General features: G+C 60.3%; 18 protein-coding genes and 7 pseudogenes. 10 read left to right on the plus strand and 15 right to left on the minus strand.

All coding sequences use genetic code 11. The features are described 5' to 3' along the window. Positions 1 to 174: 174 nt before the first annotated feature. Together ACVWW1_RS40475 and ACVWW1_RS40480 are read right to left on the minus strand one after the other, a co-directional pair. Positions 175 to 468, minus strand: a complete 294-nt coding sequence (locus ACVWW1_RS40475; RefSeq protein ID WP_456659749.1) for a hypothetical protein — start codon at positions 466 to 468, stop codon at positions 175 to 177. Beyond that, positions 468 to 851, minus strand: a pseudogene (locus ACVWW1_RS40480) (IS66 family transposase); the annotation flags it as partial. The gene ACVWW1_RS40475 and the pseudogene ACVWW1_RS40480, both read right to left, overlap by 1 nt. Here ACVWW1_RS40480 and ACVWW1_RS40485 point away from each other — a divergent pair. Then, positions 850 to 1,368: pseudogene (locus tag ACVWW1_RS40485) on the plus strand (IS5/IS1182 family transposase); the annotation flags it as partial. The pseudogenes ACVWW1_RS40480 and ACVWW1_RS40485 sit on opposite strands and share 2 nt — an antisense overlap. Before the next feature lie 42 nt (positions 1,369 to 1,410). Here ACVWW1_RS40485 and ACVWW1_RS40490 read toward each other — a convergent pair. Then, positions 1,411 to 1,893 (minus strand): MarR family winged helix-turn-helix transcriptional regulator, encoded by a 483-nt coding sequence (locus tag ACVWW1_RS40490; RefSeq protein ID WP_456659750.1) that lies wholly within the window; start codon positions 1,891 to 1,893, stop codon positions 1,411 to 1,413. Between the two features lie 467 nt (positions 1,894 to 2,360). Between ACVWW1_RS40490 and ACVWW1_RS40495 the strand changes: the two genes are divergently transcribed. From ACVWW1_RS40495 to tnpB, 3 genes are all read left to right on the plus strand, one after another. Then, positions 2,361 to 3,893 carry a porin gene (locus tag ACVWW1_RS40495; RefSeq protein WP_456659751.1) on the plus strand — a complete coding sequence of 511 codons (1,533 nt, stop codon included), beginning with the start codon at positions 2,361 to 2,363 and terminating at the stop codon, positions 3,891 to 3,893. Positions 3,894 to 4,474: 581 nt separating this feature from the next. Continuing rightward, positions 4,475 to 4,867, plus strand: a complete 393-nt coding sequence (gene tnpA / locus ACVWW1_RS40500) for an IS66-like element accessory protein TnpA (RefSeq protein WP_456659752.1) — start codon at positions 4,475 to 4,477, stop codon at positions 4,865 to 4,867. After that, positions 4,864 to 5,109, plus strand: coding sequence for an IS66 family insertion sequence element accessory protein TnpB (gene tnpB, locus ACVWW1_RS40505; protein WP_456659753.1), 246 nt, complete (start codon positions 4,864 to 4,866; stop codon positions 5,107 to 5,109). Before tnpA (ACVWW1_RS40500) ends, tnpB begins: the two co-directional genes overlap by 4 nt. On the opposite strand, the gene ACVWW1_RS40510 is transcribed toward tnpB, so the two are convergent. Continuing rightward, positions 5,080 to 7,197, minus strand: coding sequence for a recombinase family protein (locus ACVWW1_RS40510; RefSeq protein ID WP_456659754.1), 2,118 nt, complete (start codon positions 7,195 to 7,197; stop codon positions 5,080 to 5,082). The genes tnpB and ACVWW1_RS40510 overlap by 30 nt on opposite strands. After that, positions 7,194 to 7,496 carry a hypothetical protein gene (locus ACVWW1_RS40515; protein ID WP_456659755.1) on the minus strand — a complete coding sequence of 101 codons (303 nt, stop codon included), beginning with the start codon at positions 7,494 to 7,496 and terminating at the stop codon, positions 7,194 to 7,196. The genes ACVWW1_RS40510 and ACVWW1_RS40515 overlap by 4 nt, the downstream gene beginning before the upstream one ends. Positions 7,497 to 7,567: 71 nt before the next feature. Here ACVWW1_RS40515 and tnpC point away from each other — a divergent pair. Then, positions 7,568 to 8,557 (plus strand): annotated as a pseudogene (tnpC, locus tag ACVWW1_RS40520) (IS66 family transposase); the annotation flags it as partial. 144 nt (positions 8,558 to 8,701) lie between these two features. Here the strand turns inward: tnpC and ltrA are convergent. The 3 genes and pseudogenes from ltrA to ACVWW1_RS40535 form a co-directional block, all read right to left on the minus strand. Further along, positions 8,702 to 9,877, minus strand: coding sequence for a group II intron reverse transcriptase/maturase (ltrA, locus tag ACVWW1_RS40525; protein ID WP_456659756.1), 1,176 nt, complete (start codon positions 9,875 to 9,877; stop codon positions 8,702 to 8,704). Beyond that, the gene (locus tag ACVWW1_RS40530) at positions 9,858 to 10,181 is read right to left on the minus strand and encodes a hypothetical protein (RefSeq protein ID WP_456659757.1); all 324 of its coding nucleotides are present in this window, start codon (positions 10,179 to 10,181) and stop codon (positions 9,858 to 9,860) included. Before ACVWW1_RS40530 ends, ltrA begins: the two co-directional genes overlap by 20 nt. A 726-nt stretch (positions 10,182 to 10,907) precedes the next feature. Then, positions 10,908 to 11,054 (minus strand): annotated as a pseudogene (locus tag ACVWW1_RS40535) (transposase domain-containing protein); the annotation flags it as partial. A gap of 245 nt (positions 11,055 to 11,299) precedes the next feature. Between ACVWW1_RS40535 and tnpA (ACVWW1_RS40540) the strand changes: the two are divergent. After that, entirely contained in the window at positions 11,300 to 11,713 is a 414-nt protein-coding gene (gene tnpA / locus ACVWW1_RS40540; protein WP_456659758.1) for an IS66-like element accessory protein TnpA, read from the plus strand. Here tnpA (ACVWW1_RS40540) and ACVWW1_RS40545 read toward each other — a convergent pair. Beyond that, positions 11,616 to 14,033: a recombinase family protein gene (locus ACVWW1_RS40545; protein WP_456659759.1), complete on the minus strand. Its 2,418-nt coding sequence runs from the start codon at positions 14,031 to 14,033 to the stop codon at positions 11,616 to 11,618. The genes tnpA (ACVWW1_RS40540) and ACVWW1_RS40545 overlap by 98 nt on opposite strands. A gap of 32 nt (positions 14,034 to 14,065) precedes the next feature. Beyond that, the gene (locus ACVWW1_RS40550; RefSeq protein WP_456659760.1) at positions 14,066 to 14,404 is read right to left on the minus strand and encodes a hypothetical protein; all 339 of its coding nucleotides are present in this window, start codon (positions 14,402 to 14,404) and stop codon (positions 14,066 to 14,068) included. Positions 14,405 to 14,605: 201 nt separating this feature from the next. Between ACVWW1_RS40550 and ACVWW1_RS40555 the strand changes: the two genes are divergently transcribed. The 3 genes and pseudogenes from ACVWW1_RS40555 (at position 14,606) to ACVWW1_RS40565 (ending at position 16,461) form a co-directional block, all read left to right on the plus strand. After that, a complete protein-coding gene (locus ACVWW1_RS40555) occupies positions 14,606 to 14,767 on the plus strand; it encodes a hypothetical protein (protein WP_456659761.1) in 162 nt (53 codons plus the stop codon). Positions 14,768 to 15,017: 250 nt separating this feature from the next. Continuing rightward, a complete protein-coding gene (locus ACVWW1_RS40560; RefSeq protein ID WP_456659762.1) occupies positions 15,018 to 15,383 on the plus strand; it encodes a hypothetical protein in 366 nt (121 codons plus the stop codon). Positions 15,384 to 15,722: 339 nt separating this feature from the next. Then, a pseudogene (locus tag ACVWW1_RS40565) lies at positions 15,723 to 16,461 on the plus strand (IS5 family transposase). A gap of 132 nt (positions 16,462 to 16,593) precedes the next feature. Here ACVWW1_RS40565 and ACVWW1_RS40570 read toward each other — a convergent pair. The 3 genes and pseudogenes from ACVWW1_RS40570 to ACVWW1_RS40580 form a co-directional block, all read right to left on the minus strand. Beyond that, positions 16,594 to 17,837 (minus strand): annotated as a pseudogene (locus ACVWW1_RS40570) (IS701 family transposase). 194 nt (positions 17,838 to 18,031) lie between these two features. Further along, on the minus strand, positions 18,032 to 19,207 hold the full coding sequence (locus ACVWW1_RS40575) for a M24 family metallopeptidase (RefSeq protein ID WP_456659763.1): 1,176 nt from the start codon (positions 19,205 to 19,207) through the stop codon (positions 18,032 to 18,034). 242 nt (positions 19,208 to 19,449) lie between these two features. Then, positions 19,450 to 19,617: pseudogene (locus ACVWW1_RS40580) on the minus strand (aspartate aminotransferase family protein); the annotation flags it as partial. 420 nt (positions 19,618 to 20,037) lie between these two features. On the opposite strand from ACVWW1_RS40580, the gene ACVWW1_RS40585 reads away from it, so the two are divergent. Continuing rightward, positions 20,038 to 20,292 carry a hypothetical protein gene (locus ACVWW1_RS40585; protein ID WP_456659764.1) on the plus strand — a complete coding sequence of 85 codons (255 nt, stop codon included), beginning with the start codon at positions 20,038 to 20,040 and terminating at the stop codon, positions 20,290 to 20,292. A gap of 230 nt (positions 20,293 to 20,522) precedes the next feature. On the opposite strand, the gene ACVWW1_RS40590 is transcribed toward ACVWW1_RS40585, so the two are convergent. Continuing rightward, positions 20,523 to 20,801, minus strand: a complete 279-nt coding sequence (locus ACVWW1_RS40590; RefSeq protein ID WP_456659765.1) for a M20/M25/M40 family metallo-hydrolase — start codon at positions 20,799 to 20,801, stop codon at positions 20,523 to 20,525. 1,090 nt (positions 20,802 to 21,891) lie between these two features. Beyond that, the gene (locus ACVWW1_RS40595; RefSeq protein WP_456659766.1) at positions 21,892 to 22,980 is read right to left on the minus strand and encodes an IS630 family transposase; all 1,089 of its coding nucleotides are present in this window, start codon (positions 22,978 to 22,980) and stop codon (positions 21,892 to 21,894) included. Between the last annotated feature and the right edge of the window lie 14 nt (positions 22,981 to 22,994).

A 22,994-nucleotide genomic window follows, 5' to 3' on the forward strand; every position in this document is an offset into this window, starting at 1 on the left:
TAGCTACTTCCCGGCGCAAAATTGATGCTTTTCAGCCTTTGGCCAACGGCATGGGGCAAAGCAAACCCCGCCGGGGTGGACGGCGGGGGTCTGAAGCGGGCAATGATGGGTGCGAGGTCTACGGAGTAACCATGCGCTGTAGGCCGCAAGCGCGCTGATCTATCCGGTTAGCGGTTAGATCTCGTCGGATTCTTCGGTCTTCGGCTTCATCATCGCAGCGAGCGCTTGGCGGCCTTTTTCGATGATGCTGGGGGTGTCCTTGTGGATTGCGATCAGCTCTTTGAGATTCTCGATCCCGTCATCGGTGAACGCCATCACCCCGTCTTTACCGACGCCGACGACCCATAGCTGGCCATCCTCGGTGTCCATTTCTTCGGCGACCTCGAACAGCCATTCCTCGTCTTCACCGAGCATCTCAGCGACATGGCTGAGAGTGAACACGTGGCTGACTTTGTTGACGTGCCCCATCAAGCCGCCTGCGCCGCAAGGCCTTGCTGTTGCGCAGTCTTCCAGTTCCACGGCAGCAACTCATCGAGCCTGTGGGCGGGGTGGGTGGCGATGCGAGCGAGTACATCGGCGAGCCAGGCCTGAGGGTCGACGTCGTTCATCTTGGCAGAGACGATGAGGCTATACATGGCGGCGGCTCGGCGCCCTCCGCGGTCGGACCCACAGAATAACCACGACTTTCTGCCCAATGCGATGCCGCGCAGCGCTCTTTCGGCGGCATTGTTCGAGAGGCAGACGCGGCCATCGTCGAGGAAGCGCGTGAAGGAGGCCCAGCGCTTGAACATATAGTTCATGGCCTTGGCCAGATCGTGACCGCGGGAGAGCTTGGCGCACTGCCCGCGCATACACGCCGCGGAGGTCGAGTGCATCGGCAAGGGCAAAGCCCGCGCGCCTTACGAGTTCGGCTGCAAGGTCAGCATCGCCACCCCCGTGACGTCTCCGAAGGGCGACAGTTCCTGCTCCATGCCAAAGCACTGCATGGCAATCCCTTCGACGGGCACACGCTCGGCCCTGTCATTGCCGACATGAAGAAGCTCACCGACGTGAAGGCTCGCCGCATCCACGTCGACAAAGGTATCGCGGTCACAACCACCCGCATCGGTTCAGGGTCTGGATCTCGGGTCAAGTCCGCCGCGTCACGGCTTCCATCCGTCGTGAGATGAAGCGTCGCGCGGCTGTCGAGCCCGTCATCGGCCACGTCAAGGCCGAACACCGCATCGACAGGGCCGTCTCGGCGACCGCATCAACGCCGTCCTTGCCGCTACCGGCTACAACTTCGGCCTGCTCCTGAGATGGCTGGCAGAGCTTTTGCGCGTCATCCGCACCTTCGTCGAAACCGTACCGGCTCAAAACATCGCTTGAGCCGGGCGCTGCACCGGTTCTTCACGGACGACGAACTCGCGGCTACAACATGCCTATACTTAGTTTTTGCGATGCCAATCGGCTATTCTTGGCAATCGAGGTTAGTCGTCTGTTGAGATAGTCAAGCGACTCCTCATCTAGCCCGCCAAACATGGTCGAGTGGAGGGCTTGTCTTTTATCTGATAGCTTCGTGATTTCCGCCCGCGCCTTTTGAGTCAGAGACATCTGCAGGAATCTTGCGTCATCAGGCGATGTTACGCGGGCCAGGAACTCTATATTTTCAAGTTTCTTTGTCTGGTTAGTAACAAAGGCGGGATGGATACGCAGTTTATTCGCAACCGCAATTCCCGAGACACCGCGCCCTTCGTCGAGCTCGTCGATAGCCATTAGGATCAACCATTGTGGTTCGGTCACTCCTAGCATCTCGGCCCAACTCTTGTGTATCGCCTCCAGTTGGGAGTGGATCTCGACGATGTTCCAGATGAATTCCATTACGGCTCTATTAGGTTGTTCTTTTTCGGCCATGTTGGTCTTTCCGTCTCAGGTGTTTGCCCAGGCACGGGTGCTTTCTCATTAGCTAGATTGCACATATCCGCCTTGGACACCCTCCCCGACATGAGTGTCCCGTAAAGAAGATTGACTAATTCAATTAATTGGCCCAGCAATTAATTGCCCAGGATCGTGTAAGCGCCTGAACTACCGGCTTCCATCTGGACCTGATGAAGCGTCGCGGGATGCCTTCCCAAGGACGGAACCCGAGGCTTTCTTGCTGATCTAGCTCCAAATGTTGCTAAATTGGTGACACCCCTAGGGAGAGATGCGTGTCTTCAAGTAATTTATTGAATTAATTGATTGCAGTAACTAAGATTTAGGTCGACAGCGAGGGGATGGCCTCGGAGTTGTTCCGTCAAGCACCCGCCGCGTTGGCGAGGCCAGTCGCGGCGGATCTTTGAAGGACGGAAACAATATTTGCAGCTTGGAGGAGTTCATCGATGAAGCTGACAAGGAGTGTTATTCTCTGCTCTGGAGCAATGTTTGCGGGAACTGGGGCAGAGGCTGCCGATCTTCCGGTGAAGGCGAAGCCTGTCGAGTACGTAAAGGTCTGTTCGCTCTATGGTGCCGGATTTTACTACATCCCTGGCACTGACACTTGCATCAAGCTTGGTGGTTATCAGCGGGTCTGGACCACCTTGCGGTCGAATTACCCCGCTGGGGCTGCTGATAGTGGACAGGGTGGCGCACAAAACCGCATCAGCAACAACTATAACATCCGAAGTCAGGGACGTCTGGACATCGATACGCGCACCGCGACCGACTATGGCGTGCTGCGCACCTTCTTCGGAGCCGGGATGAGGTGGACTACGGGGAGCTACAGCGGGCAAGGAAACGGATCGACCGTTTACCAGTCGATCGGCGGCGTTTCGGCGCCGAACAACGCCAATCCGGGCGCCGTCGCTGGCGGTACACTCGCTGTCTACTACGCCTTCATCCAGCTCGCTGGGTTTACAATCGGTAAGTCGCAATCCCAGTTCTCGGCGCCTTGGGCCGACTATCCGGCCAACTGGTACGACCTAGTGGGCAGCGGCGGCTGGGAGCCCGTGAACCAGTTCACTTATACCGCCGATTTCGGCCAGGGCATCACGGCCTCCTTCTCGGCCCAGGATCAAGTCGTCAACTACACAACCAACATCTGGAACGTGAGCGCTGCGACGCCCGCAGGTCTCGCTACTGGTACGTACGGAGGCAACGACATTGGCGGAACGCGCGTTCCAGACCTCGTCGCCATGCTTCGTGTTGACCAGGCTTGGGGTCTCTTCCAAGCGTCAGTTGCCGCCCATGATAACCATGCGGCCTATTATGGTGCAACTGAGGTCACTGGCCATCCGGACGACAAGTGGGGCTGGGCTGGTCAGCTCGCGTTGTCGATTAAGAATCTCCCAACTGGCCCGGGGGACACGGTGAACATCCAGGCCGTATATACGAAAGGTGCCAGCCGTTATAACTTCAGTAGCTACATAAGCAGCACCTTCGCGATGTACGGCGGTACGAGCTTGGCCGGTGCTTACCAAAGCGTCGGATTTGGCGGTGTGTCTGACTCCGTGTTCGTGACTGGCTCCGGCCAGGAGTTGACCACGACCTTCGGCATTAACGGCGGCTACACCCACAATTGGGATCCACGCTGGGCAACCGCCATCTACGGTGGATTGGGCGCTGTGCGCTATAACAGCACCGCCAAGGGCTACATCTGCGGTCAGGTAGTCACAGGACTCGTATTGTCGAGCGGGTTCGCCGGCTGTAACCCCGACTTCAACTATGCGAGTGTCGGTACATACACCTCCTGGACCCCGGTCAAGGGCCTGACCTTCTTGGTCGATCTCAACTACACGATGCTGGACCAGAAGTACGCAAACGGAAGCACTGTGACGCTAACGCAACAGTCGAGTATTGCAAAGCCTGGTGCTGCGTATGAGCTGAAGAACCAAAACAGCCTCACGATGCTGCTCCACGCTCAGCGCAACTGGTGACACTCTAGCAAACTAACAGAATGTGAAGAAGCGGATCTCTAGATCTACGTTGGACCTCCAACGCCTCCTGCATGCCCGCCGGAGGCGTTTTCTTTGATCCCATTTTCGGGTGGGTGAGGTGAGACCGTATGCTCGCCTCGTCGGTCGCTCGAGGCGTAATAGACCGCCGCCGGCGGCGCAGGCCCGGCGAACGGCCGGTCATCCCGCACATAAGTCCAGATCCGCCCGGTCGTGCACTTGCCCTTCGCCAGGATACGGATGGTGGGGTGAGTAGGCCGGAGGGATTTCACCTCCGGCCTCTCGCAGAACCAGGGCGTGAGGCTGTCACCTCACCCGGCTCCCATCAGGCAAGCTTGTCGCCAATACCGAGTTGCCAATGAGCAAAGAGCCTGCGGTTCTCGCGAGCGATCGTCTCTAGGAAGATGCGAGCGCGCCCCAACCGATGGCGGAAGCGCTTGTACTTTCGTTTCAAACAGATAGCTATTGTTTGGTTGATGGTAACCCTCCGGCGAGGACCGCCTTCCGGGCGGCAGCCTTGCCCGCGATAGTTTGCTGATTGATTTGCAAGCAAATGAGCAAACGTGAGCAAGGTTTCGATTCTGTCGGGTCCGGAGCGACGGCGACGATGGTCGACGATCGAGAAGCTTCGGATCGTTGAGGAAAGCCAGACCCCTTCGGCGAGCGTCGTCGATGTGGCACGCCGGCATGATGTGCATCCCAATTTGCTGACGGTTTGGCGGCGGCAGGCCCGAGCGGGTTCATTGGGAGCCGTGGCGCCGCGGCAGGAGAGCGACGTGCAATTTGCGGCAGTCTCGGTTGCGCCGGAGCCGCCGGCATTGGCGGCTCGTGCCGGAACCAGTGGGACGATCGAGATCGCGTTTTCCAGCGGAGTGCAACTGCGGATCACGGGCGCGGTCGATCCCGCGACGCTGACGGCAGCGGTGGCTGCGCTGTCGGGTGGACGGGCCCGATGATCCCATTGCCGAGCGGGGTGCGGGTGTGGCTTGCCACCGGCCATACCGATATGCGGAAGGGCTTCGCCAGCCTGGCGCTTCTGGTGCAGGAGGTGCTGAAGCGCGATCCGCTGAGCGGCCATCTATTCTGCTTCCGGGGCCGGCGCGGCGATCTGTTGAAGGTGATTTGGCATGACGGCCAGGGCGCCTGTCTGTTCACGAACGATCTGCATTCATACTACACACCTTTCATCTTCAGCTGATAGTTTTGCCTGGCCGGCATTTTCTACGCGTGCAGCTGCCCGATCAACAAGACGGTTCCATCGGCTGCATTGCTTTTGCGGCAGATCTGAATCTGGGATTTCGTACAAGCAATAGTGCCCGTTGTAGGCATGGCTGGTGATGAGGCGGTGTTTGGCCCATCTGGTAACGGTGTGCTCGTGGATATTGAGACGCGCGGCCGCTTCCTGTTTTGTCAGCATTCCACGTTCCCGCAGGCGATCATAGCGTGAGCGCAGCTTGTATTGGTGAACGAGATAGGCCACTCGCAAGGCCGTGAAGCGAGCGTCGTGGCGACCGCGGCGTGCGGCCTCGCCGGGGCGATATCCTTGTTGGTTGAGAAGTTCGGCGATCTCGGAATAGATGTGGTCGTCGAGGAGCTTATCGACCAGTTCGACGATGCCGGGCTGCGTCTTGACCTGTTGCGCGGAAGATTTTGGGCTCATGGTGGTGAGCGTCTGGATTTTGCCGCCCTTGAATCGCACGTGAAGCTTGGTGGTTCCTTCCGCCGGCAGCTTGATGAGGGTGACATCCTCGATGATGTGGGCAAGCAGTCGCTTGCGTTCGCGGTTTGGGGTATCCGGATCTGTCCAGAGCTTGTTGAAATCCACCGTCATTGCGACCAGCCGCTCGTGGACAGCTTTGTCGAGGGTGAATTGATCGTGCTGTCGGCCGCGCTCGCGCTCCTCGCGGGCACTGGCCAACAAGCGGAGCTTCTCGTTCCATTCGCCTTCGAGCGTGTCGGCGACGAGGCGATTATTGGGATCGACGAGCATGAAACGGCGCTGGGCGAGATCGGCTTCCGTTTGAGCGCGCTCGATCGCGCGAACGCGCAGCCGATCTGCTTCTTCATGCCGTGCCTGGATCTCCTTGCGGACTTCGAGCGCCAGTTCGACAGCCGCCGACGTCATCTGCTCGGCAATCAGCCTGCCGATGGCTTCATCGACAGGAGGTCCGGCGATCGACTGGCACGAGGGCTCCCCACGATAGGTATGGGCGCGATCACAGATGTACCAGGCTTCCTGCCGACCACGCCGGGCGGCGTAGCGAACCCGGAAATGCCTGCCGCATTGCCCACACACGGCCCGACCTTGCAGCAGCGCCGGACCTTCTCTTGGGATTGACGCTCGTGCCGCGTCATATCCATGGCTGTTCGCCTTGAGAACCTTCAGGTTCTCCTGATGTTGCTCCCAGCTGATATAACCGGGATGGGCATCGGGAATGCAGGCCAGCCACTCGTCATTGCCTCGCGCACGCACCGTCTTCTTGCCGTCGATGGTGCGCCGATAGTGTCGCCGCCCATAGGCGTAGGCACCGGCATAGCGCGGATTGCTCAGGACACGCTGCGCCGTCGACACCGTCAGGGGTCGGAAAACCGTGTCACTGTTGTGCAGGCGCGATGGGAACAGAAGGCCTTCCTTGCGAAAGACCTTGACGGTCTGGGAGGCGGATCCGACACGGGAGAACGTCTCGAAGAAATGGACGATCGTCTCCCTGACTTGCATATCTGGATCAACCGCCACATTGCCGGAATGGTCATAGACCAGCCCGGTTGGCAGGGGGCAACGAAACTCGCCGCGCCTTGCCTTGTTGAGGATGCCGCCGCGCAGCCGCGCCTTGATCACATGCAACTCGGCTTCACTCATTGTGCCCTTTAGACCCAGCAGGAGACGGTCGTTAAAACCTGCCGGGTCGTAGATGCCATCTTCATCGAGGATCAGGGTGTCGGCGAGAGCGCAGATCTCCAGCAAACGCTGCCAGTCTGCATTGTTGCGTGCCAGCCTGGAGACCTCCAGGCCCATCACGATCCCGGCGCGCCCCATTCCGACGTCGCTGACCAGCCGCTGAAACCCCTCGCGCCAGGCCGCCGATGCGCCGGACTCTCCCTGATCATTATCGACGACGATGATCTGCTCGTCCCGCCAGCCGAGGGCGACCGCACGCCCACGAAGCGCATATTGCCGCCTGGCGCTCTCGACGTTCTCGACGACTTGCCGCATCGAGGATTGACGGATGTACAGGTAGGCGCCGCGTTCGAGGTGATGAGACTGGACTTTGAGGTGTGCGTTCATGGTGCTCTCCGCTCTTGGATGCTCGTGGCGATTGTCGCAAGGACGTGAACGACGGCGCTGTGTCCGCCGTGCGCCGGCCAGATGGTCGACGACGGGTAAAGCTGTTCTCGAGGAGAGCTTGCTGCTGCGATCAGCGCCTGCGCCCATCCCCACATGCCCCGGTGCAGAAAGAGCATGAGGCCGCTACGGGCCTTGAGCGGCAAAGCTTCGCCAAGGGCTGCCCCGCGCAGCACTTCATACTGGGCCGCAAAGGCCGGCGGCAGGATCGACGAACACGCCGATGTCGCGGCAATGTTCACCTGCGAGTTTTTTTTAATACCCGCTCGATCGTCCTGGGATGAAGCTCGATATCGAGTTCGCGGCGGACCAGCTTCGCCAGCCGTTGAACCGCCAGAGCAAGACCTTTGCTCGCGAGGGAATCGAGATCGATGTCTCAACCCTGGCGGATCGCGTCGGTGCCTGCGTGGTGGCGCTCGCCCCGATTATTGAGGCCATCCGAACCCACGTCATGCGCGCCGAACGCATCCACGCCGATGACACGACGGTGCCCGTACTCGCGAAACTGAAGACTGTCACCGGCCGGATCTGGACCTATGTTCGCGATGACCGGCCGTTTGGCGGCAATGATCCGCCGGCAGCGGCGTTCCATTACTCGCGCAGTCGTGCCGGGGAGCATCCGCAAGGCCATCTTGCCGGCTATGTGGACCTCATGCAGGCCGATGCCTTTGATGGATACAACCAGCTTTACAAGGCCCAGAGGAAGCCGGCTCCGATCCTTGAAGCAGCCTGCTGGAGCCACGGCCGGAGGAAGTTTGTCGACCTGGTGAAACAGGGAGAGGCGCCGATCGCCAGCGAAACGGTACGTCGTATCGACATGCTCTTCGAGATCGAGCGCAGCATTAACGGAAAAACGCCGGAGCAACGGCTTGCCGCGCGCCGTGAACAATCGCGGCCGCTCATTGCCGAGCTTGAAATCTGGATGCGCCAGCAGCGAGCGTTACTCTCCACCAAGAACGATACCGCCAAGGCGATCAATTACCTTCTCAACCGCTGGGCAGCGTTCACCCGCTTCCTCGACGACGGCCGCGTCTGTCTTACGAACAACGCCGCCGAACGAGCGTTGCGGGGTGTGGCGGTCGGAAGAAAAAACTGGACCTTCGCCGGTTCAGATGCTGGCGGTCATCGTACCGCCGCCGTCTATACCCTGATCGAAACTTGCAAGATGAATGACGTCGATCCGCAAGCCTGGCTCGCTGACGTGCTGGCCCGGCTTCCAGATCACCCCGCCAACAAAGTCGCCGACCTGCTGCCCTGGAATTGGATGGCGAACCAACAGTCCAAGGCCGCCGTGGCTGCCTGAGCGATCCTCATCGGAAGATCGCGCCTACCTGGGGTGCTGGCCGGGTGCGTACCGACAATCAGGATGAGAATTTCGCGGTAGGGACGCTCGTTACTGAGCGCCCCCAGCACAGATCCACGCGGGCGGCTTTCCCGCACGTGGCTCCTACCTCGGGTGTTTGACGGCGAAACGAACACTCGGCCATGGATGAAGGTTGCGGGGCTTGGGAAGGTAGTCGTTGGCTAACTGCGCGATCCGTTCCCACGTAGCGCCGTCCTTCTGGCTGCGTCGCTGTAGCGTGCGCCGCCAAAGGTCGATCACGCGATACCTGAACGCTGTGAGCGCTCGGATATTTGTTGGAACCGCGAAGTATGCGAAGTGTCCGCCAACGGTCTGGCTCAGCCACTTCCCCTGCTGGGGGATCGGCCAGTGCATGCGCCGCCGCAACTCCACCTTGATGTCCTTGAGCTTCGCCCGCATACGGTCGCCGCGGGTCTTCCTTTGAAGCTGGAAGCGCCCTTGGCGTGACTTTCCGCAGATGAACGTAAGCCCCAGAAAGGCAAAGGTCTCCGGTTTGCCGAGCCCGCGCTGCTTGCGGTTGGCCGCCGCGTGGCGACCAAACTCAATCAGGCGGGTCTTGTCCGGATGGAGCGACAGCGCAAACTCCTCAAGCCTCGCGCGCATCTCATCGAGGAAACGACGGGCGTCGTCCTCGCGCTCGAAGCCGACGATTACATCATCGGCATAGCGCACAATGATCATGTCGCCGGTGGCGTCGCGCTGTCGCCAGCGCTGGGCCCACAGGTCCAGGACGTAATGCAGGTAGATGTTGCCAAGGAGCGGCGATATCACCGAGCCCTGACGAGTCCCCTTGTCATCGACGGTCACGATCCCGTCTTCGAGAATGCCCGCCTTGAACCATTTGCGGATCAGGCGGATGATGCGCTTGTCGCCGACCCTGTGTTCAACGAAGCGGACCAGCCATTCCTGACTGACCGCCCCGAAAAAGTTCTGGATGTCGGCGTCTACAATCCAGTTCACCTTCCGCTTGTCGACCGCCACGCACAGTGCATCCAACGCATCGTGCGGCCCTCTTCCGGGTCGGAACCCGTATGAGAAACCGCAGAAGTCGCCTTCATAGATGGCGTTGAGCACCATGACGGTTGCCCCTTGGACGATCTTGTCTTCCAGAGCTGCAATCGCGAGCGGCCGCTGCTTGCCGTCCGCCTTCGGTATAAACGTTCGGCGAGACGGTTGCGGCCGGTACGCTCCCCGTTGAACCCGTTCATGCAGATCCTTGAGCCGGAGCTCGAGGTCTGCCTCATGGTCCTGCCACGTCATGCCTATCCACCCCGGGAGCGGCCTTGCGCCTGAGCGCGTAGAACGCCGTCCGCAGCGTGTCGACATTGATATGGTGGAAGAGCGCGGTGAACCGTTCCTTCTTCCTCAGCCTTGCGGCTTTCCGGACGCGGTCCAGCGACTGGGACATGCGAGCCCGGCTCTGTGTCCGATGCATGTGTTGCTGTTCCGCGTTCCCCTTGGTCCCCGGCCTTGGCTCCACCAACTCCGCCGCCGGTTGCCCGGCTTTGTTCGTCGGCTTCCCAGCTACTATGCCGGAGTCAGACTTCTCCTGTCCGTTCATCATCGGCTACGGCTCCTCGCCTTCCCGATGCGGACCGATGTGGCTGGACGCCACCCGGCCGGGCAAGAGACCTCCCAGGTTCCGACGCGTTCCTTTCATACGTGATGTGGCCCTAGACCCCGGCAGGGCGACGGTGCCTCGCTTGTCGGCTCCGCACGTGTTGCCTTCGACGGATGAGAACGTCTCGGCCCCTGCGATCTTATCACTATCGTGGCTCCCTCCCACACCCCACATGATTGCCGTGTACGCTTCGCCGTGGTCGTCACCTCCCACGTCGCAACACTCGCTACCGGGCGGGCGCTACCCCTTACCCAGGCCGGACTTGCACCGGCTGAAACTCGCCAGCTTGGCCTGGCGCACCCCATCCAGATTATCGCGCTACAGCACTGCAATCGGTGAACTGGTCGGCTTCATGTGGGCGGTTGCCACGCACACGTGCCCGCAACCTGATCCGCGCCGCTATTCTGTTCGCGCATGGGCGGAGGCGGGACCACGGCAGAGGAAATGCCCGTCGGACGCTTTGTGGCCGGCAAGAGTGTCGACGCCCGAAGTAAGATAGGAGCAGACCTCGGACGCGCAATCGAGTGCGGTAGCCAACCCGCGCATCAGAGCTTGATCACCGACGTCCTTCAGTTCCGTCTCCACCCATGCGCGAACATCAGCATGAAAAGCCGATCCTCGATCGGTCGAGCTTCTGCGTTCGGAACCTTGACAACGGACATCAGAACGTCATTTCAGGCCACGGCTTTGAGGGATTGAGTGCGGTAGGCCTGGGGCAGTAGCTAAGTCGATGTCGCGATTTGGATGTCCGTTGACGATTCTCGTCAGGACGTAGGTGAGATAGACAAACGGGTCGACGTCGTTGAGCTTGCAGGTTTATGCCGCCCGCCGAACTATGCCGAGTCGGGTCGTTTTCCCCAGATTTCTCGCTGACCGGCGTTTGGTCGGTTCGGCATAGTTCGTTCTGTGCCTCCGCTTTCAACAGCGGAGAACAGGAAGATGGAAGTTGAAGAGTACTTGGGCAGAGCCGGATTAACCGTAAGCGGTTCTCTGCCCCCACCTTGTCGGGTGCGCGCTGACCGGCAAGATACGAGCCGTCACATACAGTACGGTTCGCATATATGGTTGACCATATCGTTGACGCTTCGGGGCCGCGGGGCCGGGTGGATATCCAGGTCGGTGCGGGACGTCGCCGCCGATGGAGCGACGAGGTCAAAGGGCGGATCGTGGCGGAGTCGTATGCGCCGGGCGCGGTCGTGTCGGAGGTGGCGCGCCGGCACGGCATATCGCCGCAACATCTTTTCGTGTGGCGCAAGGCGGCGCGTGCCGGCGTGCTCAGCCTGCCGGCCGACGAGGCGCCACTCTTCGTTCCGGTGGTGACGGAGCTACGTGGCGCTGGGCCGGGCACGGAAGCGGCAACGCGGAGCTCGACAACGATCAGCATTGAGATTGGCGGAGCGGTGGTTCGCGCGGCGGCTGGGGTCGACCCGGCATGGCTGCGCGATGTGCTGCGGGCCGTGAGGGCGGCCACATGATCGCAGCTTCGGCGGGCGTGAAGGTCATGGTCGCGACGAGGCCGGTCGACTTCCGCAGGGGGGCCGACGGTTCTCGCCGCGCTGGTGCGCGAGCAACTCCGCCATGATCCCTTCTCGGGAACGATTTTTGTCTTCCGTTCGAAGCGCGCAGACCGTTTGAAGATTTTGGCCTGGGACGGGGTCCGGACTGGTGCTGCTGTGGAAACGTCTGGAGCATAACGCGTTCCGCTGGCCGCCGATCAGCGATGGTGTGATGCGGCTCTCCGCCTCGCAGCTCGCCGCGCTGCGAATGCCCCTCCTCGTGAGGCTCAGTGATTCTGAGATCGAGATGATCGAGCTCATGATTGCGTAGTTTTCGAACAGCCTCAATCACGCGCGACGTATTGGAGAACAGGTGCGCGCCGGAAGGGTGACGATCGATCAAGAGGCGCCCTTGCCTGATCTGAACGTAGAGCCAGTTCACGGGAATGTTCAATACGCCGGCGATTTCCTGTGCGCTGAGCAGGTCGGGTGAATGCCGCCATCGCGTACGTTGCTCGGTAAGCCCCTTGAGGCCCGCGTGCAAGCGAATGCGCTGGACGGTGATCGGCACCACTTTGTCGGGGCAAGTTGGCGACCGATGTCCTTCGCTTGTCAACATGGCAGCGATCTCGTCGTCGTGCAATTTGGTGCGGGCGAGCTCGAGCACGCGTTCTCGCATCTCCGCGCCCTGGGTGAGATTCGCAACGGAGTTGACACGCATCTTTACCTCGATCTCGGTGACGGCTCCGCCGCGCCAGACGATCCTCACCCTGACGACGTCGTGCTCGCCGCGGTCGAGGATCACCTTGTCAATGAGACAGCGCAGCAGCGCCTTGCGTTTCGCGTCGGTCGTGCTCGGGTCCGTCCAGATCTCAGGCAGACGGCCGGAGAGGCGGACGACTTTGTCGTTCAGCGCCTTGTTGCCGACGGTGATCTGAGCGATAGCCTGGGGAGACGTCAAACGGGCCAGGGCCTCCTCTGCCGCTCGGACCTCCTTCAGAGCCGCCTCCCAACGGCGCTCGAGCTCGGTGGCGACAAGCCGGTTGTCAGGATCGACGCGGTTGAACTGACGTTCGGCGAGCGCTGCTTCGTAGCGCCGGCGCTCCAGCTGCTGCTCGGCATTGCTTCGTATTGCTTTGTACGTCTGTTGCCGAGCGCGACGAGCGCACGACAACGCGTCGATCTCGGCCGGCGCCAGTGCCGTGAGGAACGCTTGCGCCACGGCGGCGTCGACGCGGGGAGCACGGATGTATTGGCATGTCGGCAGCCCCTGATGCGAACGCAGGTGATTGCAGACGTACTCGGCGCCCCCCTTGTAGCGAGCGTACATCTTGTGACCGCATCTTCCGCACCATGCGATGCCTTGCAGCAGTAGTTCGCCCTCACGTGGAGCACCCCTGGTCTTGGTGCGCATGTATTCTGCTCGGTTGTCGCTGACGATGCCCCTGATCTTCTCGTAGCTTTGCCAAGCGATATAGGCAGGATAGCGGTCCTTGACGATGATCCGCCATTGTTCGATTGGCTTCGGCTCCTTCGTCGGCGATCCTCCGTCCGATGGTTTGCGCAGTCGTGTCCGTCCGTAGACGAAGGCGCCCGCATAGGCGGGGTTCTTCAGAATCGCTGCGACCGCCGATGTTGTCGCCCGCGTCCAATGCAGATCGCCGTGACGATCGCGACGCGGCAGCTCCAGACCGCGGCCGTTGAACTCACGCATGACCTTTGCAACGGTGCGCACCTTCAGGAAGGTTTCGAACAGCAGCTCGAGCCGTTCCTGTACCTCCAGGTTCGGGTCCTTGACGACGACGCCAGAGGGATCGCGGACAAGGCCGATCGGCAAGGTGAGCGCAAGCTCACCGCGCTCCGCCTTGGCGAGAAGACCCGCCGTCAATCGACTACGTATCGTATGGAGCTCGAGCTCCGATATGGTCCCCTTTAGGCCGAGCAGCAGTCGGCCATTCGCGCTGCCGGGGTCATAGACGCCATCACGGTCGGCGATGAGGCAGCCGTGCAGTCCGCAGATATCGAGCAGCGGATACCAATCCGAGCAGTTACGGGCGAGGCGCGTCACGTCGATCGACAGGATCAGACCAACCTCCTTGAGCCCAACACGTCCGACCAGCTCCTTGAAGCCGCTGCGCTGAGCCGCCGACGCCCCACTGATGCCGAGATCAGCGTCGATGACGTCGATGCCAGCTTCGTGCCAGCCGAGCTCGATCGCGCGTTGGCGAAGCGCGTATTGCAATCGTAGACTCTCTTGGTTGGTCACCACCTGATGGGTCGTCGACTGCCGGATGTACACGACTGCCCGTCGCGCCAGGTGTATCGGCTTGACTAGCTCGGATTTCGTGACTTGCCTCCGCCAGCACTGCGGCGACCTCGTTGACGATTTGGCGCTGCAGTGCTGTTGGCAGCGTGGCCCAAAGGTCTTTCGGATCGATCGGCATCGTGTTCGAGCTGCTCAACCAGAGAGGTCAGATCTTGTAGTGCCTCGACGCTCAGCTTCGTTCGATTCTCCATCGACATCCGTGGTTCGGTTGCCGCGACCGGAATCAAAAGGCTGGCACCGTCTCGATATTCGACCTCGTACGAAAGCGGGATGCCGCCACCATGAACCGAGCGGCGAATGACGCGGAACGTGCGACCGAACAACGGATGCGTCGGTTCGCACACTGTAACTTCGATGGCAGGTGATTCGTGAGACTCCCGAGAGGGGATATTTCGATGTGCCCTCGCTGGACGGCCTCGACTGGTCGCGTCTGCATGTCCACGACGTTGCACAGCCGACAGCGACATCGTGAGCCGCTGCGACCAATTGAATCAGGCCGCTCTTCGCATGCCACAACGTCCCGCGAATCAGCTTGAGTGGTTGATGTGGACGACATCACAGCTCAGCTTCCGACCGAGATCGACGCGCTGCAGGCGCTGATGGCGGCGGCGCGCACGGAGCGCGACGCTGCGATCGCAAAGTGCGACGCTGCGATCGCCGAGCGCGCCCACGCACCCACCCGCATTGGCAGCTATCTTCCTAGGTAGGTATCGGCAGCTTGGGGACAATCTATATTCGCTGACAAAACTGAGTGTTGGCTGCCAAGAATGTTAATGAATGATTCGAGTTTCGTCCCAGAGGCGACGCGCCCGATCGTCGATCCCGACGACGTGCCGGCCTCAACGGAGGAGGTGCCGGATACCCGGCGGGCGTCGTGAGAGGCATAGTTGCGGCGGTGCTACCTTGATTTGGCCGAAGCCTCGGTAGCAGCTCCATCGACCAGGAGCCAAACGAACAATGACCATCCCGCCAGTGGCGAACACAATGAAGGAAATGGTCAACGCTCAACACCAAGAAAGTACGACGATGGTCGATAAGGTCTTTGATCGCAGCGACGTTATGTATGTCAAGCTTGTGCCACGAAAAGGCCGCGGCGTATTTGCAAATAAGCCATTCAAGGTTGGAGATGTAATTGAGTGCGCTCCAACTTGGGGATTTGATGATGCCCAAGCCAAGCTGCTAGATAGTACTGGACTCTTTGAGTACTACTTCGTGCGGGACGATCCGAATCTCAAAGGGGAGCCCCTGACAGGCTACGTTGTTTTCGGACTGATCTCGATAGCGAACCACTCCTTTAACCCGAATGCACAGATAGTGTGGTGACCGATGCAGCGTCCGGCGTTTGGGCGAGTATTGTGGCAATAAAGGACATAAAGGTGGATGAGGAAATAACACACCACTACACGAATATCTCCGCTTATCCTCATACTATCAACTTCATTGACTAAAATGCAAGATCGTGGGCTGAGTCAATCTAATAGGACCTATGGGGCTGAGGTGGCGACGACAGCTCGGCCACACGCTATCAGCTCCGGAAATCTTAGTCTCGGTACCGCAGAGGTCGGTCTTGCGCTAACTAAGGCCTGTTTATAGTCGGGCGATTCCCAGGTCGATGGAAAATTGATTCAAGGCTGAAAATGGAGATCGGCCTTGATTCGATTGATGTTGAGCGACAGCCAGTGGGAGCGGATCGCGCCGGAACTGTCGGGCAAGGCCGGTGACCCCGGCAGCAGCGGACGTGATAACCGGCTCTTTATCGAAGCCGTTCTTTGGATTGCGCGGACTGGCTCGCCGTGGCGCGATTTGCCGGAAGCGTTCGGCAAGTGGTTCACCGTCTATACGCGGTTCTGGCGCTGGGCGCAGAAGGGAGTCTGGGAGCGGGTTTTCAAGGCGCTCCGCGACGATCCTGATTTCGAATATGTCCTCATCGACGGCACACTCGTCCGGGTCCACCAGCATGGCACCGGCGCAAAAGGGGGACTCAAAATCCGGCCATCGGCCGCTCGCGTGGCGGCCTGACCACCAAAATCATGGCCCTGGTCGACGCCCTCGGCAATCTCATTCGCTTCGTGCTGTTGCCCGGTCAGCGCCACGACAGCATCGGCGTCGAGCCTTTGATCGCCGATCTCGATTTCAACGCGCTGATCGGCGACAAGGCGTTCGACCACAACTGGCTGCGCACCAACCTCAATGACCGCGGCGCCGCAGCGGTTATCCGTCCAAGGCCGATCGCGCTGGCCGGATCCCTCACGACGCCGAAATGTACAAATGGCGCCACTTGGTCGAGAACTTCTTCTGCTCTCTCAAGACATTCCGACGCATCGCCGCCCGCTACGAAAAGACCGATGCCTGCTTTGCTGGGCTCCTCAACCTCGTCGCTGCGTTCCTCGCGATCCGCTGACTGTAAACAGGCCTTAGCATTACAGTTGCAATTTGCATTTGAGATGGGCTTTGCGCGCGCTCGCCTGATGGGCCCTGCGCCAGAACGACCATGCGAGGATGTGGGCGTGCGGGATGCGCCGCTGGGCTAGCTTCATGGCGATGCGCCGGATTTCCTGGATCGACCAGCGGATCAAGAACGATGCTTCGCTTGAGGCCGCGGTCGCGTTTAGCGATGGCCCAGTGTTGGCCCGATGACGGCCATCATGGCGAAGGCAAGCATGAGGAGTGCGACATGGCGATGCCAGCCATGCCAGGAGCGGGTTTCGTTGTGATCCAGGCCGAGCTCGTTCTTGGCGGTTTCGAAGCTGTCCTCGATGGCCCAGCGATGGCCTTCCACCGACACCAGCTTCTGGATGGACGTGCCCTTGGGGCACCATGTGGGAGAAAAAGGCCAAGCTGTCGTCGGCAATGTTGCGACGGATCAGAAGACCATTCCCCGGCAAGGTCGTCGTTGTATTCGCTGGCTTCGAGATCGGCCAACTCGAGATAGGCCCAGTCGTGCCAGCGCGGACCTTTGGTTCCTTCAGCGGACGGCAGGCGGCGCCAGGCCTTCTTGGGAAGGCACTGCGCGATCGTAGAGGCGGTGCCGGCGACGGGCTGCGGCTTGCTCCAGGAACGAAACACACGATTGGACGCAACACCCAGAACACAGCCTTTGCCCGCCTTGCGCAGCAGGGTTTCGATCTCTCCGATGCCATACACGCTGTCCGCCGCCACGAACGAGAACGGCACCTTTGTGGCGATCGCGCGAGCGATCATTCGACGCGCGATCCTGGGCTTCGTCGCAAAGCCCACATCATCAGGTACATGCGATGCCTTCAGGCGAGTGGGATCGTCCGTCCATTCCTTTGGCAGGTAGAGCGCCCGGTCGATGAAGGCATGGCCATGCCGCGACACATAAGAGGCGAACACTCCGATCTGGCAATTGGTGATCTTGCCCGCCGAGCCGGTGTACTGGCGTACGACCCCGCACGAGGCCTTGCCCTGTTTCAAAAAGCCGGTCTCATCGATGACCAGGACCGCGTCCTCATCGCCCAGCGTTTCCAGCGCGTACTCACGTACAATGTCGCGCAGCGCGTCGGCATCCCACTGCCCCCGGCCCAGGATCGCCTGCTGGCGCCACGGGCCTGGATCGCCGGCCGCTTCCGCCCGCATCCAACCCGTCTTGCGCGGCTCGTTGCCCAACAGTCCGTCGAGAAACTGCCCCGCCGCGGCCGCAACCCGCTCCTGCGTAAACAGCGGACGGATGCGTTGCTTGGCATCTCGCAACGACGAAGCCCACAGCGTCAGCGTATCTTCAACCGACGCACCACCAATCATCAAATCCCGAATCATGGTCGCCCATGGATTCAGAATCTTCAGAAAGATGCAACTGTAATGTTAGTGCGAGTTTGTTGCTGGCGCGAGCGCCCGATTCGATACCTGATGCCCCATGTACGCCTCGAGAAAATTAAAACTAGAAGTGGCAAGCGCCTCAACATTGTGAGGCGCTTCGCCGAGAGTAGCGGAAAATGTTCGAGTTAATTCTTCTAGGCGGGAAGTTCGATTACCTTTCGCGGCGCATCGGTCAATAATTCAGCGCCCCTCTCGGTGATCCGGATAGTATCGCTTACCATTACTCCGAAGTCATCGTCGACCCAGTTGCCGAGATGCAGATGGAAAGTCATATTGGGCTTCAGCACCGTCATATCGCCCTCATAGAAACTGGCGGTATTCTCTCCCCAGTCGATGCCAACAGGATAGCCGCACCGCGATTCCTTTTTCACGCCCAGCTTGCCAAGGGTGCGGTGGATCGCTTGTGCAACGTCGCTACAGGTGCGTCCGGCACGGATGACGTCCATGGCCGCGTCAAACCCAGCGGTCTGGGCGTCGTGTATACGCTTCAGATGGTCAGAGGGTTCACCAACGCTAAGCGTGCGAGCCATGGGAACGGTATAAGCGTAGCGCACTCCGGCAAACTCGGTATTTATATGTGAACCGGGGCGGAAGACGTCCTCGCTCCATCTAATGTGACTCGTGCCCGTTCGCGGCGAGGTGTTTAGAAAGAAGTTCGCAAGCTTCGTCCCCGCCTTCCCGTTGATACCGCGCACAAGGGTTCCGATGATCTCGGCGGCCGCGTCCGCCTCCCGGACGCCAGGACGAATTACCTCAAACGCCCGCACCATAGCTGCATTGGTGATAGCAGCCGCTTCCTTCATTATGGAGATTTCAAGGTCTGACTTCTCCATCCGGATCCAAGCAATCGCGGTGCTGAAGTCCGATATCCGCGCATTTGGCAGGCGAGCCCTGAACTTCTCAAGAGCCCGGCGCGGCAGATCGTCATATTCAAGACCCACACCGCGGCTTCCGACGCCAATTTCATCTAGGAAATTTATAATCGCGTCATAACCATCCTTGTCCGGGGCTCCAACAAAAGCTTCAGGATAACCTATCACCTTTTCCGGAGCCAGAAATGTCAAGTAATGGCCAGCAACAACGTCCATCTTACGTAGGATCAGGGTCGGCTCTTCCTCAGACATCGAAACAACAAGTCCCTGCGGGACGTAGGCAGACAGAGCAGTGTAACCCGTGAGCCAAGCGATGTTCCGATCGAAGTTCACGACGAGAGCATCAATGTCTCGGCGAGCCATCTCAGCTTTGACCGCAGCAATCCTGCGCAGATACTCGGTTCGCGGGAAGGGCTGCGGCGCTTTGTCTATCGTCATCGTCCTGACTTCCTCGCCTTTTTTGGTAGAGGGCGCGACCTTCCGCGTCCCGGGATGAGAAAACATACAGCATTTCGCGGTTGGGTGTCGGCGAATTTGGGCCGCCGGAAGGCGGGATTGTGCGTACGAACCCAAGGCGCTAATATGTCAGGCCCAGCGCGAGTTATCGTGCGTCGAAGATGACCACGACGCCGAGCTCGGCGGTCAAGGACTGAAAAAGTCCCAGAGGCGGGCATCGTCGTGGTCGTTACCAGCCTGGGTGCAAATACAAGAATGTCGCTATGCGGCATAGCGCGAGCGATGAGCCCATGATCGCCCGCTTCCCTTGAGATGCGTGCGCCACCCTTCAACTGGAAAGCGCAACTTCGACTCCCGATGCTTACGACTTCAATGGCAGCCATCAATCCTAGCGTAGGAAGTGGCTGATTATCCTAGTTGCGCGTCCTCTAAGGCCGCCCCAGCGTGAGAGGCTCGTCACAGATACGCCACACCAAGGAAGGAAGTGACGCGGGATCGGGACGTTGTTGTCGGCGTGGCTTGCGACAGCTTCGACGCGAAGGCAAAGGGCATCTAATGGCGGCGCCGAGAGGGGACTGTCTTCGAAGGCCCGAACCGTGTGGTGCCCCAACGAAGGGACCACGACTCTCCTCGAGCAAATTCGCTGCCAGTTGAGTACTGCACTGGGCGCCAGGCTGCTTTCCCGCGTTTCGAACGGACGCCTGCGCCATTTGTGCGGATCGCCGGGCGCGCCGTGCTCCCACGGTCGCGGGAAGGACCAGTGGCTTGGCCACAACATGGGCACCACTAACAACATTATCTCCTAGCAGGCAGTGATCGAGGCCACGATCCGCTCCTTCTCGGGGACCTCGCGCGGTCTGGCGCACGAGAGATTGAACCGGGTGGCGCAGCATGTGGCCGCCGCCCACCGCGCCGACGCGGACGTGAGTATCAATCCCGGGGTTCCGGTGACCGTCTGCGACGAGTGCGCGGTGGATCTGGTTGGGCGGGTGGCGGGCGAGTTGTTCGGTGAGGCCGCTTGGCGCAAATTCGCCTTGCCGGTCATGGGAGCGGAGGACTTCGCTTAATCCCTTACGGTCCGACGATGAGCAGCCAATCAACTGTTCCTGGCGAACTTGTCGCGCAGGAAGGTTTCCGCTCGACCGCAATGAATATTTGCTGCAGAAGGTCCCCGGCGCTATGGCGTACCTGGGCACGCCTCCTGAAGGCTGCGATTTTCGGACCTGTTGCTCCCTACACTCCAATCGCGTGGTATTGGACGAGAAGGTAATGGACCGCGAGGTGGGTGCGTTGGCCGTCATGTGCAAGGCGAAAGCGGCGTCTGACAGAGGATCGAGTAGGCCATCTTCGACCGTGCATCGCGCGCCGCGGAAGCCCTACTCGCCTGGCTGGAACATGAAAGCACCGTGCTGGCGGGTGTCTCGCGACGCGCGCAGAGCGCCTTGGCGGCGCCGACGAGCATGGCCACATGCATGTCGTGGCCACTGGCGTGCATTGCGCCGGCGATCCGGGACCTGAACGAAAGGATGTTGTCCTCGTTGAGCGGTAGGGCGTCCACGTCGCCTCGAAGCAGCACTGCGCGTCCGCGTTCGCCGGACCTCTCAGCACCGCGACAGAACGCGTCGTCGATGGCCCTTCGCGGTATTCCAGCGGTAGACCAGCGAGCCTTTCGCCTTGGCCGTGGTAAGCGACGTATCTAGCCCCAACTGTCGGCTCGGCATGGATCGCCCACCTCAGGTCGATTAGCTCCGGCAACAGAGCCTCGGCGCTGGCGGTCCAGTGGACGGATGGTGACTGGTTAGTCATGGCGGGCTCCGCGGTCACACCGATTGAGCAGTGGCCGTCGAACGCACCTCAAAGTCACATCAAGCGGAACGACGGCGCAAGAACCTTACGTGCAAGGTGATATACCACTGATGTTGAGCTCAGAATCGCTGAAATTGAAGCGTGCGGGTCTAAGTTTGCAATGTTCCCGCAATCAAGTGTCATTGCCGATCTGAGGAAATCGAGGCGCGCCTTGCAGTGGATCGCGCCGTCGACGCCCAGCTGTCGAGGATCAGCAGCTGTACGGCGGCGAGACTCCTAAAGCGGCGCCCGATGCTGCCGTCGTCGTGCGCCAGGGCCAGCTCGTCGAAGACCTTCAGGACGCGGGCTAGAGTACCGAGCGATTATTGCGGCAGGCCTTGCGGCCGAGTGTGCAGAAGTCCGCCTTTTCCCTACTGCGCTCGTAGCCAAAACCGGCGGCTTCGCCCCAGGGCAACAGCTTCCTCAAGCTCAGCCGCCGCGACACTAGGCCGACGGCCAGCCCGTTAAAGACGCAACCGCACCGGTGTTGGCGCTCGACGGCCGCAGCCCGTATGGGAGCGCCTCCCTTACCCTCACGTCGTTTGGAGAAGTCGAGGCCCGCGCAGGCGTCGCCTCTCCTACGTTAGAAAGATGCGACCGACCTGCGCTGTGACGACTCAGCCGGTCGCGTTCTTCTGGAGCCAGTTATGCGCCAGGGGTATCGTCATTACGCCAAATGCCACCGCATCTAGGGGACGACCGTTCAACTCGTCGTCCTCTCTGGCCGAGTGCCCCCGCGAAAGCATCGATGCGCGCTTCTTTGTCTACTCCGACTGAGTCGGCAGGCGTCGAGACGTGTTGACGCTAGTGTTCTGACTCATTCATTTGCATCCGGCTTTAGCGATCGCGAGCGCTTTTTTGGCTCTGCGGTGCTTTGCAAGGATGGATTTGGCGCTGGCGGTCCACTTGAAGGGCTTTGGGTTTTGGTTTCGATGCTCGATCCACTCGTCAATCGTGGTCTTGAGTTCGGTGACGTCGTTGAAGGTTCCTCGCCGGATGCGCTGGCGAGTGATTTCGGCGAAGAGCCGCTCGACGAGGTTGAGCCAGGAACAGGATGTCGGCGTGAAGTGCAGTGTGAAGCGTTTGTGTCGCGCCAACCAGCGCTTCACGGCCGGTGTCTTGTGGGTGGCGTAGTTGTCGAGGATCAGATGCAGATCGAGATGTGCGGGCGTCCGGCGGTCGATTGTTTTTAGAAACGACAGGAACTCGTCTGCCCGATGGCGTGCCAGACATTCGCCGATGACGGTACCGGCCGCCACATCGAGCGCGGCGAAGAGTGTTGTGGTGCCGTTGCGCTTGTAATCATGGGTCATTGTGCCGGCACGGCCCTTTTTCAAGGGCAAGCCCGGCTGCGTGCGGTCGAGTGCCTGGATTTGGCTCTTCTCATCGACGGAAAGCACCAGCGCCTTCTCCGGCGGATCGACGTACAGGCCGACGATGTCCTCGACCTTCGCGACGAAGTCGGGATCGTTGGAGATCTTGAAGCTGCGCACGAGATGCGGCTTGAGGCCGTGTTCGGCCCAGATGCGCTGCACGCTCGTGTGGCTGATGCCCATTTCTTCCGCCATCGATCGCACGCTCCAGTGCGTGGCATTGGCGGGGCGTTCCTTCACGGTCTTCTCGACGACCTTGAGCTTCATGGCAGCGCTGAGTGGCTTTCGGCCAGGCGGCTTGGAGCGGCCCTTGACCAGACCACCGATGCCGGCCTCCGCAAAATAGTCCTGCCAGCGCCAGACGGTGGTCTTCGAAACCCCGACCTCACGCATAATCGCCACGACACCATGTCCGTCCGCCGTCATCAGCACGATCCTCGCTCGCTTAGCGATCTTCTGAGCCGTGTTTCCATCGGTGAGCAGATGCTCCAGTTCCCTGCGAACCTTGCGATCAAGTACAATCAAGTCATTTCCCATGCCGCGAGTGAATC

The sequence above is a fragment of the Bradyrhizobium sp. JR3.5 genome, assembly GCF_054057015.1.

Excerpts from the sequence above, each read along its gene's own strand:
- ACVWW1_RS40475 (WP_456659749.1), bottom strand. The coding sequence starts at position 468 with ATGGGGCACGTCAACAAAGTCAGCCACGTGTTCACTCTCAGCCATGTC.
- ACVWW1_RS40490 (WP_456659750.1), bottom strand. The coding sequence starts at position 1,893 with ATGGCCGAAAAAGAACAACCTAATAGAGCCGTAATGGAATTCATCTGG.
- ACVWW1_RS40495 (WP_456659751.1), top strand. The coding sequence starts at position 2,361 with ATGAAGCTGACAAGGAGTGTTATTCTCTGCTCTGGAGCAATGTTTGCG.
- tnpB (WP_456659753.1), top strand. The coding sequence starts at position 4,864 with ATGATCCCATTGCCGAGCGGGGTGCGGGTGTGGCTTGCCACCGGCCAT.
- ACVWW1_RS40510 (WP_456659754.1), bottom strand. The coding sequence starts at position 7,197 with ATGAACGCACACCTCAAAGTCCAGTCTCATCACCTCGAACGCGGCGCC.
- ltrA (WP_456659756.1), bottom strand. The coding sequence starts at position 9,877 with ATGACGTGGCAGGACCATGAGGCAGACCTCGAGCTCCGGCTCAAGGAT.
- ACVWW1_RS40530 (WP_456659757.1), bottom strand. The coding sequence starts at position 10,181 with ATGATGAACGGACAGGAGAAGTCTGACTCCGGCATAGTAGCTGGGAAG.
- tnpA (WP_456659758.1), top strand. The coding sequence starts at position 11,300 with ATGGTTGACCATATCGTTGACGCTTCGGGGCCGCGGGGCCGGGTGGAT.
- ACVWW1_RS40560 (WP_456659762.1), top strand. The coding sequence starts at position 15,018 with ATGACCATCCCGCCAGTGGCGAACACAATGAAGGAAATGGTCAACGCT.
- ACVWW1_RS40575 (WP_456659763.1), bottom strand. The coding sequence starts at position 19,207 with ATGACGATAGACAAAGCGCCGCAGCCCTTCCCGCGAACCGAGTATCTG.
- ACVWW1_RS40595 (WP_456659766.1), bottom strand. The coding sequence starts at position 22,980 with ATGGGAAATGACTTGATTGTACTTGATCGCAAGGTTCGCAGGGAACTG.